The organism is Holdemanella porci (assembly GCF_019052655.1).
GTDB classification, from domain to species: Bacteria; Bacillota_I; Bacilli_A; order Erysipelotrichales; family Erysipelotrichaceae; genus Holdemanella; species Holdemanella hominis.
This window is the reverse complement of the sequence record NZ_JAHQVB010000009.1, coordinates 15678-36596: the sequence shown is the minus strand read 5'-3', so window position 1 is coordinate 36596 and position 20919 is coordinate 15678. Positions and strand designations below refer to the sequence as shown.

The following is a 20919-nucleotide window of genomic DNA, read 5'->3' as shown; positions in this document are numbered from 1 at the left end:
CTATACCCCCTTGATCAATTCTTCTACAACTTCTTTGACAGCCATTGGATTATGACGAATACGACCTTTTGTATCCAACGCCAATAAATCTCTTTGTATAATAGCATAGTCTGTTGCTTCATTTCCAATACAAATTGGATAACTATTTTGTGAAGCATACATGTCTAAAACTTCCTTGGGTAACATCGACTGGTTAACCACCACTAAATCTACTGGATGTTTAAATGAATGTTTTTCAATTGCATTAATATGATCCTGAACCGTATATCCATCTGTTTCTCCAGGCTGAGACATAGCATTACAAAAATAGATTTTCTTACAAGGGTTCTTTTCAATAGCTTTCGAGATATCCGAAATAATTAGATTCGGCATAATTGAAGTATATAAAGATCCAATTCCATAAATAATCAAATCGGCATTTTTAATAGCTTCAATAGCCGGTTTATATGCATGCACATACTTCTGATAAAAAACATGATCGATACTGTTGTATACTGTTGGGATATTTTTTTCTCCACGAACCAGCGTGCCATCTTTCATCATTGCATATAATGTAACAACATCCAATGTACTAGGAAGAATATTCCCCTTCACATTTAATACTCTTGAAATTGATTCAATTGCTCCCATAAATGAGCCTGTAGTATTGATCATTGCCAAGAAAATCAAGTTTCCTAAATTATGACCACCCACATCTTCGCTTCCTTCAAAACGATAATTCAGCAAATCAGAGAAAAAGCCTTCATCTTCTTCATCGGCCATAGCACATAAAACATGTCGAATATCTCCAACTGCAGGAATATTGTATATATCACGAATTCGTCCCGTACTACCACCATCATCGGCTACTGTAACAATGGCCGTTAAATCAACATCTTCCAAACGTTTCATACCCTTTAACATGCTTGAAAGACCTGTGCCCCCACCAATTACGACTATTTTTTTCATTCTTCGTCAACTCCAATATCACGGTGCGATTTAAAACAACGATATGTATCCTTATATTCATCATACAACCAGTTACAAATCGAAACCGAGCGATGTTGACCACCTGTACATCCAATCGCAACAATCATATGGGACTTGTTCTGTTTCTCGTATTGTGAGAACACAAAATCACAATAATCCTTTAGTTTTACAATAAACTCTTGTGTTTCTGGTTTATCCATTACATAGTCATATACTTCTTTTTGATTTCCTGTTTTATCTCGAAGCAATGGATCATAAAATGGGTTTGGCAAGAAACGAACATCAATGACCATATCTGCATCTAATGGTACTCCATGTTTAAATCCAAAAGATTGGAATGTGACTGTAAACACGCTTCTTTGAGCACTTTTAAAACGGTGTAAAACACGACTTGCCAAAGCAGAAGTACTTAATTTTGTCGTATCAATATGAATCGTATTCTGTGAATTCTCTTGTAGATGATCCAAAAAATCGCGTTCTACTTCAATCGCATCTTCTAATGTTGTAGCCAAATGATTCACGATCATTGGATGTTGTCTTCTTGTAAAGCGATAACGTAACAACAATTCTTCATCGCTACAATCTAAAAACAAGATTTGAAGATCGCGGTTAATATTTTCAAAGTAGCTCACAAAAGCCTGGTAATCAATAGCACTCACACTAAGTGCTACATTTTTATAATGAGACTCATCTTTTCTTAGTAAGTCTTCTAAATTATCCAACAATTCCTTAGGAAAATTATCCATACAATAATAGCCCAAATCTTCTAGAGCATTCATTGCACTTGATTTTCCGGCCCCTGACATTCCTGTCACAAGAACAATTTTATTTTCCATAATCACACATCCTTTTTACAGATTATACCAACATTTGAACTTGAGTACAATTTTGACTATCATAATAAAAGGAGGAACACATATGAAACCATGTATATTTTTAGATATCGATGGAGTAATCAATCCGAGTCGTAAAAAGAATTCCTATTGTCTCGATTACAATTTACCAGATGCCCTGGCAAAAAAATTGAACCACCCAAAAATTGCCACACTAAACGCATATTTAGTCAATCAAGTTTATTATTGTTTTTCAAAAGAAAGTATTCTACTTTTGAAGCAACTCATTGAAAAATATGATGCTCAAATCATCATCACAAGCTCATGGAGAATAGTCTATTCATTAGAACAACTTCAGGCCATGTTTGACATCTTTGATTTAGGAAAGTATGTTAAATCCGTTACCACTTTGATTAATCCACGCACAAAAGCTATTCGAGAATTTATTAATGAAAACAATGTGACAAGTTATATTATTTTAGATGATTTTGACATGTCCAAAGCTTTCGATTATCATTTTGTTTATGTTCGCCACTATTTCAAAGAATCCGACTACAAGAAGGCGGACTATGCTTTATTTATTCAACAAAAGGAGTTTTCGAATTGAAAAAACACATTTTTACCATTTTTACAATCTGTAACATGCTACTGATCTTTTATTTTTCCAGTCAAAATGCAGCACAATCCACACAAACAAGTGCCTGGTTTTTACAATTTTTACCATTCTCAATGCATATCGTTCGTAAACTCGCACATTTCACAATTTATGCCATGCTTGGATTCAATACATTCTATATGTATAAGAGCTATGGTGTGAAACACTCTGCACTATACGCTTTGGTCACATGCATTCTATATGCTTGCAGTGATGAATGGCATCAATCTTTTGTCTCAGGAAGAAGCCCGCAGATTACAGACATATGCATTGATACTTGCGGTGCTTTATCCCTAATTCTATTAAATATTGGTCTGATCCGATGGAAATCATCCCAAAAAACGCTTTAAAATTGACAATTATATGAATTATGCTACGATTCTATTGGTGATTACATGAAAAGTAAACAAATGTTCATTCTTCCAATGCTAATCGTGGCATTTTTATTTTTACTTACCTTAGCCGCAAACTCACTCCACCCTACTCGATATATTAAATGCGATACCAGTAAGCTAACGGTAGAAAAAGCACATTTAGAAGATGGTGAAGCTGTTATTGAAAAAATTAAAATTCCTAAAGGTACAAAAGTAAAAGTTCATCAAAAACAAGAATATTCAAGCATCATCATATACAATCACGATAAACTAAAAGTTAAGAATTCAAATCTCGCAAATAGTTTTGAAGAAGCTACTCACTTAGATTATGTCTATTGTCGAAGACTGGTAAACTTAAGAGAAGAAAAAGGTGGAAAACTAAGTAAAGCGATTGTCAAGAAAGGTGAAAAAGTAAAGGTAGTCTCCATCGATCAAAAAGACTGGGATAAAGACACAGGCCAAATTCGTTGGTACAAAGTCAAAAAGCAAAACAAAACCTATTACTTAAGTGGTGCATATGTGGAATCATCAAGAAAATTAGCATTAAAAAAGTATGATCAAGCCATATCTTATTCGACATATTGGGATGATTACTACAAAGATGGATATTCTAAAGATGCCTACACATCACAAATTGACTACAAGCCTATCAAAAAAGAAATATATAAAGAAAATTCGATGCCTAAACATGTTAAGTCCGTCCATGTATCAATGGACAATTTCATCAACAATCAAAAATACATCGAAAAGTTAAAGAACATCAATACGATTATTGTCGAAACTAAGAATGATGAAGGCTCAGTTTTATATGCGAGTGATGTATGTAAGGATTATTTATCAGATCCTAGTCAAGCAACAAATAATGCGATGATTTCAAAAAAAAACTTAACAAAAATCATAAAAGAATACAAAAAAAAGGGATTCTATTGTGTAAGCCGTATCGTTACTTTTAAAGATGCTGTTTTTGCGATGGAAAACCCAAATGAATCATTAACGGACCACAATGGCAATTTAGTTGTCTACAACGATCAATACTGGCCTAGTGCGTATTCTAGAAAAGCATGGATGTATAATGTGGAACTTGCCAAAGAGTGTGCTGATCTAGGCTTTAATGAAATTCAATTTGATTATGTCCGTTTTCCTGATGGAACCGCAAGCGCAAACTCTAAACTAAACTTTCACAATACATATAAAGAAAGTAAAGTAGCCGCCATCCAAAGTTTTCTTCAATACGCAAAAGAAGAATTATCCCCAAAATGCGTTTATGTTGCAGCCGATATGTTCGCGTGGCCTATTGTAGCTTGCGATGATCAAGATATTGGACAATTTCTTCCAGCCATCGCGAATGTCGTTGATATCATTTGTCCTATGCCTTATTTAGATCACTTTTCAAATGGAAGCTTTAACATTGATAATCCTATTGAAAAGCCATACGACACTTTATATGCATTCACTAAGATCAGTGACGAGCAATTAAAAAGTATCAAATATCCCGCTAAATACCGAACATGGATTCAGGGATACAATATAGATGCAGATGGTGTAAAACAAGAAATAAAAGCACTTAAAGACACAAATTACCCGGATTATATGGTTTGGTTAGCTAGTGGCGATAAGAAAGATATAGATAGAATCAAAAGCGGATTTTAAAACCCATGCATATTAACATGGGTTTCTTTTTTTATTTCTGGTATGTTTTATCGATAAATTTTTGTGCATCAACCACAAAACGACTGTGTACACCTTTTCCAATTGATTTACCATCTTGGAACGCTTGTACTTCATAATCAATTTTGCGACCATCCACATTAACCATCTTAGCCTCAATTGTGATTGTTGCCCCTAATGGACTTGCCATATCATGAGACACATTCATACTGATGCCAACGCTTGTCTTACCTTCTTCTAATTCTAGGCATAGACATGCAGCCTCTTCCATCCATGCGATCATTTGCGGTGTAGCTAATACATCCAATGATCCACTCTTCATAACGGAAGCCAAATTTTGTTTTTCAACCACACGTTGAATTCGAATTGTTTTTAAATCCATGTTTGTTATCCCTCCTTTGATATATTAATCCATTGTTAAAATATTGACAATGTATTTTATTAGTTTCCTCGTTCTGTGATAGAATGTATTAAGAGAAAAGAATCAATCATTTCTAATAGAAAGTAGGTCATATATGTATTCTAAACAAGAAGAAAACCTAATCCTATACCAAAAATCAAAACATAAAATCACTATACATCTTATTCTTTATTTTTTTGTACTTTGCGTTTATTTTTTAGCCATGGCATATCTTTTCTCAAGCATGGAATTCTTGAAAGTAGATGATCCAGCATTCCGCTCTATGTTGATCAAATTAGGAATCGGACAGATTCTTTTATATGGCATCACATTTCTTCTTCTTTCAACAGGTAAAAAATGGTTTCGTATTCTATATTGGATAAATATTGCGATTAGTTTTTTGATTATATACTTTCCAATCAAATTATTGTTGTCAAACCTTACAACCATCTTACCATTCTTTGTCCTTGTTGCTTGTATGCTTTTAAAAACCATTGTACTTTGCCAAATTGGGGGATACTTAAGAAACAATCGTTGGTGTAAGATTTATTTTGATCACACAATCGAGTTAGACGATGAAAACGATGATTGGGTAGCTAAACAAACAAAGAATGTAGATTATGAAAAAATCAAAGATAAATACGAAAAAAAATTCGAACCAACTGAACAAGATGAAGAAGATGAATATGTAGTAGAAAAAGCGCCTATGACTTTGCCCCAACTATCCGTTCGTTTAGGCATTATTATTTATGGCGAATTAATTTTATTTCCAATTCTAATCCAAATCTTTTCAAATCTATTCGCAAGTTTGGATATGCAAAAAGTATTTGCAACAAAAGACATGTTTATGTTGTGTATTTTTACTGCTTTTATTTGGACCATTCCATTATTCTATATGTACTACAATCAAAAGGCGACAAAGAAGATTATCGCATGTTGTATGATAGGCGAATTTATTCGTATTTTAGTTTATTTACCAACCTTTATGAACTACTATAAATCACAGGAATATTCGCTTCGTGTATTTATCTTCTTTGTGATTCTAGATCTCATTCGATTGGTTATTCTATCTATATTCGCAATCCGTGTTTTACAATCAAAACAAGAATATGCACAAAATCCCAGAGACTAATTCTCTGGGATTTCTTTTACAATAATAGGCAATTCAACTGTGATTTTAGTTCCCACATCTTCCTTTGAAGTTAAATGGATTTTGCCTTGATAATAATAGACAACATGTTTTACAATCGACAAACCTAAACCTGTACCTGGTATTGTTTTTGAGCGTTCTTTATCTACCCGATAAAATCTTTGAAATATTCGACTCTGATCTTCTTGCGCAATTCCCACACCTGTATCTTCCACACTAAAATACATATTTTTTTGATTTTTCTTTAGAACAACATCTATTCGTCCGTTTTGTTTATTGTACTTAATTGCGTTCGAAATTAAATTATAGAAGATACCTTTAATATGATCTAAACTCGCAAAAACTGTAAACTCTGTCGCATTCACATAAACATTTAAATGCATCGCTTCAATTTGTGGCTTTAAAGTCTCGACAACAGAATCCAACAATTTCTTTACTTGAATATGCGAATATGTGACTTGCATCTCTTCTGTTTCTAATTTTGAAATCGTTAAAATATCATTGATCAATTGCGTCATATGGTCACTCTCTTTTAAAACACAATCTAAACATGTATCGATTTGAGCACTATCCTGAATTGTATGCGAACGAATCAATTCTGTATATCCACGTATAGAAGTGAGTGGTGTTTTTAATTCATGACTCGCATTACTAAAAAATTCCTGGCGAACCTTTTTTTCTTTTTCCAGTCTTTCTAAATATTTTTTATTTTCTTCGGACATATTCGTCAATGCATCTGTGATTCCATAAAGTTCGGGATAATTATATTTATGAAACGATAGCACTTCTTTTGAAATATTTGTTGAATTAATTGTATTTGTGATATCTTTAAAAGGTTCTACAATTTCATTGGCCATTTTTTTAGACAAAACAAATACCACCATAAAAGATACGGCAATACTAAATAAAAATGGTACTAATAATATCGAAATAGATTGGCTCAACCCATCAAATGGCATAGCTAAACGAACAATTGTTTGATTATCTTCCTCATAGTCAGCTATATATAAATAAGAACGTTGCATTGTATCTGAATAACGAATACATGTCCCTGTACCTTGAGCAATAGCTTGTTTTACCTCTTCACGCTGCAGATGTTTTTCACGAATTCTATTTTTATAGTTATCATATAAAACTTTTCCGTTTCGCTTAATAATTGTGATACGAATATCTTCCGATTTAACAGTATCACCCAAACGAGTCGTATTTAAATCATCTATTTCTAAGTTTTTTACCAATTTAACTGTATTCATTAAATATTGTCGATTTTGAGAAATAGATGCTTTATATAAACTCACGTAAAGTAAACCAAAGCCCAAGATAAATGTGATCAAAAAAGTTGTTAAAAACGAATGAACAATCTTCTTATGCATTGTGATCCTCAGCAACAAAACGATATCCAACCTGTCTTACAGATTGAATCCAATGTGCATATTCATTTCCCATCTTCTTACGCAATGAGTTAATATGTACATCCAGTGTTCTGCTTTCTCCAATAAAATCATATCCCCAAATCTGATTGATCAACTCTTCTCGTGATACAGCTCTACCTTCATTTTTAGCTAAATATTTCAACAATTCAAATTCTTTAAATGTCAATTCAATCGGTTCTTCATGAATTGTCACCGTTCTTTTATCTAAATCAATACATAAGCCATGTATTTGAATCAATCGTTCATCCTTTTTACTTCTACGAAGTAATGAACGAATACGAGCAGCAAGCTCTAACACACTAAATGGCTTCGTCAAATAATCATCAGCTCCTAAATCAAGTCCCATGATTTTATCAAGCTCTTTATCTTTTGCACTTAAGATAATAACAGGTAAATCTTTAAGCGTTGCCTTTGAACGAATAAATTTTAATATATCATACCCATTCATGCCTGGTAACATCAAATCTAATATGGCTAAATCTACTTTATTGTTTTGTAGATAATCATATGCATCTTTTCCATTTTCAAAATCAACTAGTTCATAATTAAAACTAGCCAATGTTAATTTTAATAATTGACGAATATTTTCATCGTCTTCAACAATTAAGACTCGTTCCATAAAATCAAACCTCTTTTTTTTTGTCATTTTATCATGAAAGCAAGTAAAAAAGGAGTAAAGTTTTTTTTACATTACTCCTTAATAATCTAAATTATTTTTTTAAAGATGGGTTCCAGTGTTCATTTGGTTCTAATCCTAAGAAATCACAAACTGTAGCTGCAACATTTGACAATCCTAGATCTTCGCCTTCTTTTAATTCACATTCCGCATTGTATACGATGAATGGAACTGGTGCTAATGTGTGGCTAGTCTTACTTTCATCATCCGCATTACCGTGGTCTGCAGTAACTAATAAAATACCATTTACTTTATTTACAGATTCAATAACACGTGCAAGTTCTAAGTCTACTGATTCAACACCAATGATAGTTGCTGGTAAACTTCCAGTGTGTCCTACCATGTCACCGTTTGGATAGTTTGTACGAATGAAATCATAGTTTCCACTTTCGATTGCTTCACACAATTTATCAGTGATTTCAGCAGCCTTCATCCAAGGTCTTTGTTCAAATGGGACTACATCACTTGGGATTTCAACATAAGTTTCTAAAGACTCATCAAATTTTTCTGAACGGTTACCATTCCAGAAATATGTAACGTGTCCATACTTTTGTGTTTCACTGATTGCATACTCACGAATACCATGTTTACACAATTCTTCAGTTAATGTATATTTAATTTTTGGTGGTTCCGTCAAATAGTTCTTTGGAATTTGTAAGTCTGCATCATATTGTAACATACCTGCAAATTTAACATTTGGAACTTTAACACGATCAAATTTATCAAATGAAGCATCTCCATCAAATGCTAAAGAAATTTCTTGAGCACGGTCACCACGGAAGTTGAACAATACAACGCTATCTCCATCATCGATAGTTCCTACAGGTGCACCATCTTTCGCAATAACAAATCCTGGAAGATCTTGGTCAACAACATTTAATTCTTTACGATACGTTTCAATAGCTTCTGTAGTTGAAGCAAATTGTCTTCCTTCACCCATTACGTGAATTTTCCATCCACGCTCAACCATAGACCAGTCAGCTTCATAACGGTCCATTGTGATTTGCATACGTCCACCACCACTAGCGATGCATGCGTGGAAATTGTCATCATTTAATTCTGCCATAAATGATTCAATATCATTTACATATTCTAAAGCTGAAGTTGCAGGAACATCACGTCCATCAAGCAATGCATGAACACGAACTTCCTTAATACCTTCATTTTTAGATTCTTTAATCAAAGCCTTTAAGTGAGAAATATTAGAGTGTACGTTTCCATCACTTAAAAGACCGATGAAATGCATTTTGCTGTCTTTTGCATTTTCAGCTAAATCCTTCCAAGTTTTAGAATTGAAGATTTCTTTAGACTCAATATTTTCGTTAACTAATTTAGCTCCTTGAGAATAAATTTGTCCACAACCTAATGCGTTGTGTCCAACTTCTGAGTTACCCATATCTGAATCTGTAGGAAGTCCTACTGCAAGTCCATGAGCACGAAGTTGTGTATGTGGACATTCTGCCCACAATTTATCAAGTGTTGGTTTGTTGGCTAATGCAACAGCATTGTTCTTCTTATCTTCACGAATACCAATACCGTCCATAACAACCAAAATTACTGGTCTTTTTTCCATTGTATTTTTCCTCCATTAATCGATAATAATATAACACTAACTAGGCCTTTTTTCAATGAACTCGTCTCAACAAATGAATTTTTTCACAAAAAGAAAAAGCCGCTTAACGGCTTTGATAACGAGATAAAAACTGTTGTGTTCTTTCTTGTTGAGGATGCTCGAACAACTGTTCTGGGCTACCCTGTTCTGCAATGACACCTTTATCCATAAAAATAACACGATCACTAACTTCTCTGGCAAACTGCATTTCATGTGTAACGATAACCATAGTCAAACCTTCATCAGCTAACTTTTTCATGACATCCAAAACATCACCAACCATTTCTGGGTCTAATGCACTTGTTGGTTCATCAAATAGTAGCACTTCTGGATCCATACACAAGGCACGCGCAATCGCAACACGTTGCTTTTGTCCACCAGAAAGTTTAGTACTAGGCTTATTCGCAAACTCTTTCATTCCTACTTCATCTAAGAATTTTAAAGCTGTGGCTTTTGCTTCTTCTTTCGATTTCTTTAAGACACGGACCTGGCCTAACATGCAGTTTTCTAAAACAGTCAAATTATTAAATAAATTAAAACTTTGGAACACCATTCCAACCTTTGAACGATATTCATTCACATCCATTTGACCACTTAGAATATCCTTACCATGATATAAAACATGGCCTCCATCCATTCTTTCTAATAGGTTTACACATCTCAACATCGTACTTTTACCAGATCCACTCGATCCAATAATCGTAACCACTTCTCCTTTATGAATATCGAAATCTACATCATTTAATACTTTAAGATTTCCAAAATGTTTCTGGAGATGTTGAATTTGAATAATTGTTTCCATAAATATCCTCCTAGCTACAGAAATCTTTCATGCTACTTTCGCTATCCATTCTTTTTTCAAGATAATTCAATAAGAAAGAAGCAAGTGTTGTTAAAATTAAATATAAAACTGCAGAAACCATAAACGTTTCAATATAACGATAGTTACTTCCAGCTACAGATGTTGTCTGGAAGTACAGTTCAGTTACCGTAATAACATTCAACATTGAACTATCCTTAATGTTTACAATCAATTGGTTTCCAATTGAAGGAAATGAATTTTTAATAGCTTGAGGAAATACAACATACATCAAAGTTTGCATCGTTGTCATACCTAAAGACATTGCGGCCTCATTTTGTCCTTTATCCACAGACTGAATTCCAGAACGAATAATTTCAGCCATATAAGCGCCTGTATTGATTGAAATAATAATCAAACCTGCTGTAATCGGAGTCCATCCAATCACAGGTTTTCCTAAATAGTAAATAAACATAGCTTGAACCATCATTGGTGTACCTCTGAACACCCAAATATACAATCCCGTAATGATTCTTCCTATTCTTTTTAAAACTTTGATACCCGTTGAATCATATTCATTGATCTCAATCGCACGAATGCCGCCGACTAATAAGCCGACGACAAATCCTGCAAACGTACCAACAAATGCGAACAACAAAGTCATCTCAATTCCATATTGGAAAAGAGGCAAATTATGAACAAATATGTTCCAAGCTTTCGCAAAATCAATACGCATAATTAATCCTCTGTTGGTTGGTGTTCAACTGCATATTTCATCATTTCTTCACGTTCTTCATCCGAAATACTATCTAATGCTTTTTGAACCTTTTTGAAGAATTCAGAATCACGAGAACCTTCCTTTAATGCGATTGAAACAGTTGTATCACAATCAAAACCATGTCCATCTTCGAACTGAATGATAGTTAAGTCTGGGTTAGCTTCTACAACACCTTTGGCAACTGCCATTTCAGCAGTAATCCCATCCACTTCGTGTTGTTGTAAAGCCAATACCATTTCTGGATAAGTAGCCTTTGGTGTTACGTGATTTACACCTTTAATTTGATCAATGACATCATCGTAGTTTGTTGATTTTTGACCAACAACATTTTTACCACTAAATTGTTGAATATCTGTATATCCAGCTTCTTCACCATCTTTACGAACAATCATGATCATTCCCTTTGAATCATAATATGGAGTTGTAAAGTCAGCTCCTTCTTCACGTGTTTTATCTTTAGTCATACCAGCGATAATCGCATCGATTTCATCACCCTCTAAAGCTGGAATCAATCCATCCCATGATGTTTTCTTAATGACTAATTTTTTTCCTAATTTTTTCGCAATCTTTTTTGCAACCTGCACATCATATCCATCCGCATATCCTGATTTTCCTAATTTTACAGAAGTATCTGTTTTTGTAGAAGTTTGCCAGTTAAATGGAGCATATGCACATTCCATTCCTACGACAAATGTGTCCTTATCTTCTGATGTTGTAGCTGTGTTTGATCCACATCCTGTTAGTGCAAAAGCACATACCATGGCAGATGCCATTAATTTTTTAAAGTTCATATTTCTTTTCTCCTTCTCTAATCGGCAAAGAATAGAAAAAAGCTATGCGGGCATACCACATAGCTAAAAAATATCTCATTAACTATAAGATAACGCCTCTTCCTGACGAAGGAGTGTTATAAGTATTCCTTATAACCCCAAGAAATAAAATTGCCATTTTATCTCTTTCGGCATTGGTTACCTTTCAAACACTTCACAGTCTGCCAACTCCATGTTTTACTCTGATGCAATGCTGCCTCTATCTTTACTCGATTCACTTTATAGTGCTTATTATACTCGACATATACATAGTGTCAAGAAAGAATTTGCAAATTTTCATAAAACTGTAAATATTTTCATCATTTCTTTAAGCTTCTTTTAAGTTTTAAAAACTATTCTATAGACAGAAATAAACAGGTATCAACCCAATACATATAACCCTTTCCTAAATAACTTATTCTGTTTATTTCATATATTCCTATTTCTTGGTGAGTCATAATAATAGACTCACCCTTTTTTTTGAACAAGAAAAAAAGAAAAGAATAAATCTTTTCTCTTAATGCGTTTCTCCAGAAATCACTTTAATATCCGTATCACTCTCTAACATAGCTTCTACAGACAATTCAATGGCTTTAGCAATATCTTTTAAATTCATTCCAGGAGTTCCTGCTGGCTGATTTACTGTTTGTTCAGTGGCAAAAGGCACATGCATAAAGCCACCTTTTACATCTTTAAATTCTGTATGACAATAATGCAATACAGAATACATTACATCGTTACAAACATAAGTTCCTGCTGTATAACTAACACTTGCAGGAATTCCATTTTCCTTCATTTTTTCAACCATTCTAAACACAGGAAGCATTGTAAAATAAGCTTCTGGGCCATTTTCTACAACACTTGTCTGTAAAGGTTGATTGCCTTCATTATCGGCAATTCTCGCATTTCTAAAGTTAATACCCACCCATTCTGGTGTGACTTGACTTCTTCCTCCTGCTTGACCAATACACAATACAAAATTTGGCTGATTCTCTTGAATCGCTTCATAAACTGCATCTGGCCCTTTTTGAAATACTGTAGGAATTTCTTTCTTAATAATTTTTGCCCCACCAATTTCATCCGGCAATAATTTAACAGCTTCATAAGCTGGATTGATTTTTTCTCCTCCAAAAGGATCAAAACCTGTAATTAATACTTTTTTCATAACATTTCATCTCCTATGACATCATGATCATCATGACAATTTGTACCACTAACATAATTACGGCAACAAGCACTTGTTTTTTAATGACACCATTTTTGTCTTTCATTTCTAAGATTGCAACAGGAACCATATTAAAGTTTACTGCCATTGGCGTACATAGTGTACCACAATATCCACAAGTTAATGCTAAAGATCCAATCACTACTGGATCTGCTCCATATTGAAGGACAAAAGGTGCCCCAATACCAACTGTCATTACGGTAATTGCCACAAAAGCATTTCCCATGATCATGGTAAATACCGCCATGCCAATCGCATAAACAATAATTCCAATTGTAATGTTGCCTGCAGCTGTAAATATGGTCCTAAAGCAGCAAGTAACATTGGAAGCATACTTAATGGTCCAACCACATCCATCATTCTACGACAATCTTTTAAGAAGACACTTGGTGTATTTGATTTTGAATAGATACGCAAAATAATCACGGCCACAAAAACACCTACACTCATTCCAACCCGTGGTGAAATCTTAGTAAAGAATGCAGCTAATAGCGTAAATAAACCAATACATACTGCTGGAACAAATACTTTTGAGCCAATCTTCTTGTTGTTTTGTTCCATCTCTTCAAGAGTATGTTCAGGCTCATTACCAGTGAAACTTTCTTAAAAATTGGAGGTAAAACCAAGATAATCAACAAAATACCATCTACCAATGCTGGCAACCATTTACCTAGCACAAACATCAATCCTAAATCAAACCAGAAAATAAATGAACCAACATTATTTTTGTTTTCTTTATCTTTTAGATTTTTAAAAGCAACATACATAGAAATCAATCCAATAATACAATACATGACTTCTAAAAGTTTATCTGAAAGTGTAACATCTACACGCGTATAAAATTGAATTGGATTCATTATTTAGTCTCCCTCCTAGATAATTGTTTATCTTTAATATAGTAATAAACAATCGCAACAGCTACGGCAATAATTCCCACTTGAATTTGTACTTTCATTAAATCAACCAATTCAACATTGTAGCCTAAAACAGCTAATGTAGATTGTACTAAAATCATTCCACTTGTTCCTACAAACAAAACTTGTCCGAAGAACCATGCGATATTTTCCATACTACTTGCCATTCCTTTTAAGTTTTCTTCATACTTTTCACTGATCTTTTTATCATTTTTCTTAGCTGCAGTTGTAGCCATAGGTAACACAATAGGACGAACAAATCCGGCAACGCCACCAAAGCTTACATTAAATGCCGCAAAGACTAGACGGAATACACCATAAATCGCAAGAACAACATCGGCTGATGCATTTTTAAATTTCTTCATTAAATTAGCTGCTGATTGTTTTAAACCATTTCTTTCCAAAGTACCCGTAACTACCATAACCATCACAAACACACACATACTGCGGTTAGCTAAAAAACTAGATCCAAGTGTTTCCAAGGAAGTAACTGGATCTATACCTGCAACAAGTGCAGTCACAATAGCGGCAATCATAATAATCAAAATCGAATCCAATTTTAATACAAATCCGATTACGACAATTAGAATACCTAACAGTTTTAATGATTCCATAGCCTTTCATTCTATCTTTCATGTTTCTTACAGATTTTTACATCAGAAATTATATCATGTCCCTCACAAAAAAAAATGGATCCAACGATCCATTTACAATACTGATTTATAGACTCTTAATACATTCTTATAGAAGATTTTTTCCACTTCTTCTTGTGTAAGACCCGCCTTATATAAAGCTTCTTCTAATAAATTCATCATAGAAGCATCTTCAATTTCTAAAGGACATGAAATCCCATCAAAATCTGTACCTAATCCAATGACATCAATTCCAGCTAAGTCTTTGATGTATAGAATATGTTTCACCATATCTTCTACACAACTCTTGTGATCAGTGCGATCCGCCAAGAAACTGCCACAGAAATTAAGTCCCATGACACCACCACGTTTTGCCAATTGAAGAATCATATCATCACTCATATTACGGGCTACATTACATACACTTCTTGCGTTAGAATGTGATGCCACAAATGGTTTTGTCGTATATTTCAATACATCATAGAAACCTGCATCATTTAAGTGAGAAACATCAATGATCATGCCTAATCTTTCCATTTCATTTACATATGAAATACCAAACTCTGTCAATCCTCTTTCTGTATCTACACTACGCTTATAGTTAGGTTGATTCCCATTCATATCTTTCATAGAAAGGTTTGGATAACCAATTCCGTTCTCATAATTCCATGTTAGTGCAATCATTCTCACACCCATGCGATAATAGTTTCTTAACATCGCTAAATCATTGAAGCAAACACCACCATCTTCTAAAGTTAATAAACTTGATATTTTTCCTTCTTTATCATTTTTTTCAATATCACTAAACGTATATACAGGTGCAATATAATCAGCATACTTATCCATTTGTGTACAATATTCATCATACAAACGCATTGTCTGTTGCTCAGGAATAGCTAGTTCTTTTTGATCTGTAAACAACGCAAAATTCTGTAATAAATAATTACCCTTTTTCATTTTTTTTAAATCAATCGACAAATCATTTGAAAACAAACTTGCCTCTTTCCCTTTTAAATCACGACTCAATAATTCCAGAATCGTATCACAATGCATATCGACTACTCTCATATTCTACAACTCCTTTAACCACTCTATACAGCCATCTTCATAACATGAAGGAACAATTTTTTTTGCGACTTTTTTACATGCTTCACAGCCATTTTCAAGAGTAACACCAAGACCAGATGCTTCTAATACAGGCGCATCACTTGAACCATCTCCGATGGAACTGACATCTTTCCAAGAGATTTCAAGATTCTTCAACAAGCGGTTCACACTATTTAACTTTTCACAATCCTTATGAATAATGTCAATCATCGTATCTGTACTATGCACAACTTTTACATTACAATTTAATTCAATAATCGATTTCATTTCATCATAAATTGAATCAATTCGTGATTTTGAATCCGATATAGACATTTTCCACACAGAACCCTTTAAATATTTTTCCATGTGATTCGTTAAAATGTAATCCACATCACAATTATGCATATCCAGTTCAAATCCATGTGTCATTTTATTTGCCACAAAATAATCGGATTGACTATATCCAACGCCTAAATTATGCTTTTGAGCATATTGCCAAATAAATGAAACATCGTTATTTGAGATAACATACTCAAACATCGTCTTTTTCATTTTCACATCAAAACAATGGGCTCCATTACAACTAATGACATATCCACCAAAATCTTGCATCAAAATCTGTTTAGACAATGGATACACACCTTGAAAGCATCGAGCTGAATTTAATATAACTAAGACATTTTTCTTTTCAACCTCAATCAATGCTTCTTTAACAGCTTCATTTACATAGATTCCACTACTCGGATTCATCAAAGATCCATCTAAATCACATACAATTGTCCTAACCATATAGCACTTCCTTTTACTTGTTTAATAGTAATACGAAACGCGTCAAAAAAAAAGACCCCGAAGGGCCTTAATTAGCTAAAGTTCTTAGCGAAATACTACTTTTTGAATTCAACAGCTGGTAAGTTGTAGAAAGTCTTGTCTCCAAGGTATTCAGCAACGTTAACAGTTCCACGTTGGTTCAATTCGTCTTCAATACGCATTAAACGGTTGTATTTAGCAATACGGTCTGTACGGCTTAATGAACCAGTCTTGATTTGTCCTGCGTTCAATCCAACAGCGATATCAGCGATTGTAGTGTCTTCAGTTTCTCCTGAACGGTGAGATACGATGCAAGTGTATCCGTGTTTCTTAGCCATTTCGATAGCGTCAAATGTTTCAGTTAAAGTACCGATTTGGTTAACTTTGATTAAGATTGCATTAGCGATTCCTTTTTCGATTCCTTCGTAAAGAATTGAAGGGTTAGTTACGAATAAGTCGTCACCAACTAATTGTACTTTATCTCCTAGACGGTCAGTTAATTTTTTCCATCCGTCCCAGTCGCTTTCTCCTAATCCATCTTCGATAGATACGATTGGGTATTTAGCAATCCATTCTTCGTACATGTCGATCATTTCATCGCTAGTCTTAGTTCCTTGACCAGATTTTTTCAATTCATATAATCCAGTTTCAGTGTTGTGGAATTCAGAAGCAGCAACGTCCATTGCGATCTTCATATCTTTTCCTGGAACATATCCAGCAGCTTTCATAGCTTCAACTAATAATTCAAGAGGTTCTTCGTTTCCATCTTTACAGCTTGGAGCGAATCCACCTTCATCACCAACGTTAGTGTTGTATCCTTTTTTCTTTAATACAGATTTTAAAGCGTGGAAAGTTTCAGCAGCCATACGAACAGCTTCTTTTTCACTCTTAGCACCAACTGGCATAATCATGAATTCTTGGAAATCTACTGTAGAGTCAGCGTGTGATCCACCGTTGATAACGTTGCACATAGGAACTGGCAATGTTTTTCCGTTGAATCCACCGAAGTATTTGTATAAAGGTTCTCCGTAGAAATCAGCAGCTGCTAAAGCACAAGCCATAGAAACACCTAAAGTAGCGTTAGCACCTAAATTTTTCTTGAATGGGTCTCCATCCAATTCTAACATTGTTTTGTCAATTAATACCTGGTCACGGCAATCCATACCGATAACTTTTGGAGCAATTTTAGTGTTTACGTTTTCAACAGCTTGAGTTGTTCCTTTTCCTAAGTAACGAGCTTTGTCTCCATCACGTAATTCTAAAGCTTCACGAACACCAGTACTTGCACCACTTGGTACCATAGCACGTCCGTAAGCACCAGATTCTGTAGTTACTTCAACTTCAACAGTTGGATTTCCACGTGAATCTAGAACTTCACGAGCATATACATCAACAATAATAGGCATAATTAAAATATCCTCCTCTAAGCCTTAAGCTAATAAAATAATAGCACGCAAGCCATCTAAAATCAACGATTATAGGCTCTGAAAGCGCTTTTAACTTCCTCTTGACTTTCATCAGTAAACACAAATCTAAAATGTTTTATACCATACGATTCATAATCTTTTCGATTTTCAATTTCATCCATAATATTCACATCATACAATCGCATGTGACAATCTTTATCTCCAAGTAAAAAGACACGCTTTCCATCTAAGCCTTCAAGCTCATAACGATGATGATGACACAAACTGCAATTCATTCGCTTACCATCTTTTAAAGTCGTATTTACAGGACAATGTTTCATCGTCATCAAGCGTTGTTTTTGATATAAAGTCTTATAGACTGGAGCATCAAAATGATAACGACTTGAAAAAGCCTTCATTATTTCTTCAACCTGATACTTGTCACACTCATCACTGATTACACAACTTTCATATCCCATTTCTAAGATAGCAGCCACACTATACGAATTAGAAACATTTAATGAATCTACAATTTTTCCTTTACCTAGATGCGCATTCACAAATCCATCAACTCTCGTTATATTTGATTTTTCTAAGACTTGATCACTGTTAAACATTTCACTCACATAACAAGAAGAATCATCAACCTTTTGATTCATTGAATTAATTTCAAACAAATCAAATGAGGTTTTACTCTCTTGCGGAATATAACTATATTCTTTTTCAACAAGTGCCTCCTGTTTTAAACAAGCCTCTTTCATTTTCTCAAGAGCATCCCTACGAAGTTGGTTCATGACAGAAATTGGAAAATAAATATCTTTACCCAAATGATATTCAATATGATCAAAACTTGCCCAACTATCTTTTGTCTTAGAAAACTGTTTGTTTAACGTTTCTTCATCCGTTGCACGCTTTAAAGCTTGTACACTATCAATTTCAGTAGAAACACTAATTTTTGTCAAATCATTGTATACTTCCATCACCATTGGCTTTCCAACTGCACCACAAGTCACTATCGCATTAACCTTGCTTTGACGATTGGATGTACGAATTTCTTCAGCAATTGTTTTATTCAATTCAGAATCCATTGTTTTACGAACAATACTACCTACATGCAGACCTGACGGTCCTTCGATTAGAACTGTATTATTTTTAGGCATGAAAGAAATCAACTTTTGTTTCTTATCATACATAAAATTCACATGACAACCCAAGTTCTCTTTTTCAAAACGAATTCCATCATTTTGATGCAGATCTTGACTTAATTGAATACAAATCTTATTTTTATTTACCTTTACAACCTTGCCAATTTCAATTCCCTGATGATTACAAGTTTTACTATTCATTAATTCTTTGCCACTGGCTCTATACATATGCCCTACAGTATATTTTCGATTGAATGTAACACGTAAGTTTTGTTTGTCCTCAACATTTCGTTCCATATTCTCTAATACCTTTTTGACTTGTAAAACACTCTCATAAACATATGGAGCACTCTTCATTCGCCCTTCAATTTTTAATGAACAAACCCCCATATCCGCTAATGTATTCACTTCATCAATCAAAGATAGATCTTTTGGACTTAATACATATTCTCCATGCGTATCCACTTTATTTCCATCTTCATAAAGGGTGTATTTCATTCGACATGGCTGTGCACACATTCCACGATTTCCACTTCGTCCATAATGTATACTTGAAAAATAACATTGTCCCGAATAACAAATGCATAAAGCTCCATGCACAAAAACCTCCACTTCAATACCTGTATCTACACATGCTTGAATTTCTTCTTTTGTACATTCTCTAGCTAAAACAACACGTTGAACACCTAATTTTTTTAGTTGTTCAATTTGATAAGGATTAGAAACTGAAAGCTGTGTAGAAGCATGTAGCACCAAATTGGGTAGTCTATGATGCAAAAGATGAATAAAACCTAAATCTTGAATGATCAAAGCATCTACGCCAAAAGAATGAACCATCTTTGCCATATTGTAGGCATCCTCTATTTCATCCTCATATAATATTGTATTCATCGTAATATATACTTTTACACCACACAAATGACATCTTTCAATAACTTCTTTTGTAGTTTCTAAGTCAAAATTATTTGCGAATGCCCTAGCCCCAAAACTAGGCAAACCAAAATAAACAGCATCACATCCTGCTGCTAATGCTGCATTTAATGCTTCCACACTTCCTACGGGTGCTAATATTTCTGGTCTCATTTTCCTTACTCCTTTCAAAATAAAAGCTACAGATACAATCTATAGCTAGTTTTTATTATTTTGATAATACTTTTTAATTGCCTCAAAAGTTTCTTGCGAAATCACATGTTCAATACGACAAGCATCTTCTATCGCAATATTTTTAGGTACACCTATATTTTGTAGCATATCTGAAAAGAAAGTATGACGCGCATATGTTTCTTCTGCGATTTTCTTTCCTTCTTCACTTAAAGTTAAAAATTTACTAACATCTAAAACAATTAATCCTTGCTCAGACAATAATTTTACGGCATGTGAGACGCTAGGCTTAGAAAAACCCAAATAACTTGCGACATCAACACTACGAACATGATCTAAACATTTTGATAAAACTAATATGGCTTCTAAATAATCTTCCATCGATTCGCCTAACTGCATATTCTTTACTCCTCTAATTCTCTTATTTAATTTTAAGCTAGTCCT

Annotated in this window: 21 protein-coding genes, 1 pseudogene and 1 riboswitch; of the genes and pseudogenes, 4 read left to right on the top strand and 18 right to left on the bottom strand. The window is 34.0% G+C overall.

All coding sequences use genetic code 11. The features are described 5' to 3' along the window. Both KTQ83_RS03220 and rapZ read right to left on the bottom strand, forming a co-directional pair. Nucleotides 1–948 carry a gluconeogenesis factor YvcK family protein gene (locus tag KTQ83_RS03220; RefSeq protein WP_117926531.1) on the bottom strand — a complete coding sequence of 316 codons (948 nt, stop codon included), beginning with the start codon at nucleotides 946–948 and terminating at the stop codon, nucleotides 1–3. Then, the gene (rapZ, locus tag KTQ83_RS03215) at nucleotides 945–1805 is read right to left on the bottom strand and encodes an RNase adapter RapZ (protein ID WP_186999313.1); all 861 of its coding nucleotides are present in this window, start codon (nucleotides 1803–1805) and stop codon (nucleotides 945–947) included. Before rapZ ends, KTQ83_RS03220 begins: the two co-directional genes overlap by 4 nt. A gap of 82 nt (nucleotides 1806–1887) precedes the next feature. On the opposite strand from rapZ, the gene KTQ83_RS03210 reads away from it, so the two are divergent. The 3 genes from KTQ83_RS03210 to KTQ83_RS03200 are packed head-to-tail and all read left to right on the top strand — an operon-like array spanning nucleotide 1888 to nucleotide 4481. Then, nucleotides 1888–2409 (top strand): HAD domain-containing protein, encoded by a 522-nt coding sequence (locus tag KTQ83_RS03210; protein ID WP_217255975.1) that lies wholly within the window; start codon nucleotides 1888–1890, stop codon nucleotides 2407–2409. Next, entirely contained in the window at nucleotides 2406–2807 is a 402-nt protein-coding gene (locus KTQ83_RS12695) for a VanZ family protein (protein ID WP_217255976.1), read from the top strand. Before KTQ83_RS03210 ends, KTQ83_RS12695 begins: the two co-directional genes overlap by 4 nt. Nucleotides 2808–2852: 45 nt before the next feature. Then, entirely contained in the window at nucleotides 2853–4481 is a 1629-nt protein-coding gene (locus KTQ83_RS03200; protein WP_217255977.1) for a putative glycoside hydrolase, read from the top strand. A 31-nt stretch (nucleotides 4482–4512) separates the two neighbouring features. On the opposite strand, the gene KTQ83_RS03195 is transcribed toward KTQ83_RS03200, so the two are convergent. Further along, nucleotides 4513–4881, bottom strand: coding sequence for a thioesterase family protein (locus tag KTQ83_RS03195; RefSeq protein ID WP_186999309.1), 369 nt, complete (start codon nucleotides 4879–4881; stop codon nucleotides 4513–4515). 262 nt (nucleotides 4882–5143) lie between these two features. Between KTQ83_RS03195 and KTQ83_RS03190 the strand changes: the two genes are divergently transcribed. Beyond that, nucleotides 5144–6031 carry a hypothetical protein gene (locus KTQ83_RS03190; RefSeq protein WP_217255978.1) on the top strand — a complete coding sequence of 296 codons (888 nt, stop codon included), beginning with the start codon at nucleotides 5144–5146 and terminating at the stop codon, nucleotides 6029–6031. On the opposite strand, the gene KTQ83_RS03185 is transcribed toward KTQ83_RS03190, so the two are convergent. The 15 genes and pseudogenes from KTQ83_RS03185 to KTQ83_RS03110 all read right to left on the bottom strand — a co-directional run bounded on the left by KTQ83_RS03185 (nucleotide 6028) and on the right by KTQ83_RS03110 (nucleotide 20874). After that, on the bottom strand, nucleotides 6028–7422 hold the full coding sequence (locus KTQ83_RS03185; protein ID WP_186999570.1) for a sensor histidine kinase: 1395 nt from the start codon (nucleotides 7420–7422) through the stop codon (nucleotides 6028–6030). The genes KTQ83_RS03190 and KTQ83_RS03185 overlap by 4 nt on opposite strands. Next, entirely contained in the window at nucleotides 7415–8101 is a 687-nt protein-coding gene (locus tag KTQ83_RS03180; protein ID WP_117926851.1) for a response regulator transcription factor, read from the bottom strand. Before KTQ83_RS03180 ends, KTQ83_RS03185 begins: the two co-directional genes overlap by 8 nt. 91 nt (nucleotides 8102–8192) lie before the next feature. Further along, nucleotides 8193–9731 (bottom strand): 2,3-bisphosphoglycerate-independent phosphoglycerate mutase, encoded by a 1539-nt coding sequence (gene gpmI / locus KTQ83_RS03175; protein WP_217255979.1) that lies wholly within the window; start codon nucleotides 9729–9731, stop codon nucleotides 8193–8195. A gap of 103 nt (nucleotides 9732–9834) precedes the next feature. Further along, nucleotides 9835–10572, bottom strand: coding sequence for an amino acid ABC transporter ATP-binding protein (locus KTQ83_RS03170; RefSeq protein WP_117925229.1), 738 nt, complete (start codon nucleotides 10570–10572; stop codon nucleotides 9835–9837). Nucleotides 10573–10582: 10 nt separating this feature from the next. Beyond that, nucleotides 10583–11305, bottom strand: a complete 723-nt coding sequence (locus KTQ83_RS03165; RefSeq protein ID WP_117925227.1) for an amino acid ABC transporter permease — start codon at nucleotides 11303–11305, stop codon at nucleotides 10583–10585. Nucleotides 11306–11307: 2 nt separating this feature from the next. Then, complete coding sequence (locus KTQ83_RS03160; RefSeq protein WP_117925225.1) at nucleotides 11308–12138, bottom strand: transporter substrate-binding domain-containing protein; 831 nt, start codon at nucleotides 12136–12138, stop codon at nucleotides 11308–11310. Between the two features lie 82 nt (nucleotides 12139–12220). Continuing rightward, nucleotides 12221–12387: riboswitch (Lysine riboswitch) on the bottom strand. Nucleotides 12388–12673: 286 nt separating this feature from the next. Then, nucleotides 12674–13321, bottom strand: coding sequence for a pyroglutamyl-peptidase I (gene pcp, locus KTQ83_RS03155; protein WP_217255980.1), 648 nt, complete (start codon nucleotides 13319–13321; stop codon nucleotides 12674–12676). A gap of 13 nt (nucleotides 13322–13334) precedes the next feature. Continuing rightward, nucleotides 13335–13628, bottom strand: a complete 294-nt coding sequence (locus KTQ83_RS12495) for a 5-oxoproline transporter, DUF979 family subunit (RefSeq protein WP_254242890.1) — start codon at nucleotides 13626–13628, stop codon at nucleotides 13335–13337. Then, a pseudogene (locus tag KTQ83_RS12235) lies at nucleotides 13610–14148 on the bottom strand (5-oxoproline transporter, DUF979 family subunit). Before KTQ83_RS12235 ends, KTQ83_RS12495 begins: the two are co-directional and overlap by 19 nt. Nucleotides 14149–14237: 89 nt before the next feature. Beyond that, nucleotides 14238–14909, bottom strand: coding sequence for a 5-oxoproline transporter, DUF969 family subunit (locus tag KTQ83_RS03135; RefSeq protein ID WP_217255983.1), 672 nt, complete (start codon nucleotides 14907–14909; stop codon nucleotides 14238–14240). A gap of 93 nt (nucleotides 14910–15002) precedes the next feature. Beyond that, on the bottom strand, nucleotides 15003–15995 hold the full coding sequence (locus KTQ83_RS03130; RefSeq protein WP_217255984.1) for a dipeptidase: 993 nt from the start codon (nucleotides 15993–15995) through the stop codon (nucleotides 15003–15005). A gap of 3 nt (nucleotides 15996–15998) precedes the next feature. After that, on the bottom strand, nucleotides 15999–16805 hold the full coding sequence (locus KTQ83_RS03125; protein ID WP_217255985.1) for a Cof-type HAD-IIB family hydrolase: 807 nt from the start codon (nucleotides 16803–16805) through the stop codon (nucleotides 15999–16001). Nucleotides 16806–16900: 95 nt separating this feature from the next. Beyond that, on the bottom strand, nucleotides 16901–18229 hold the full coding sequence (gene eno / locus KTQ83_RS03120) for a phosphopyruvate hydratase (protein WP_117925217.1): 1329 nt from the start codon (nucleotides 18227–18229) through the stop codon (nucleotides 16901–16903). 62 nt (nucleotides 18230–18291) lie between these two features. Next, nucleotides 18292–20457, bottom strand: coding sequence for a peptidase U32 family protein (locus tag KTQ83_RS03115; RefSeq protein ID WP_217255986.1), 2166 nt, complete (start codon nucleotides 20455–20457; stop codon nucleotides 18292–18294). Between the two features lie 45 nt (nucleotides 20458–20502). Next, a complete protein-coding gene (locus KTQ83_RS03110) occupies nucleotides 20503–20874 on the bottom strand; it encodes a metal-dependent transcriptional regulator (RefSeq protein ID WP_117925213.1) in 372 nt (123 codons plus the stop codon). Nucleotides 20875–20919 lie beyond the last annotated feature (45 nt).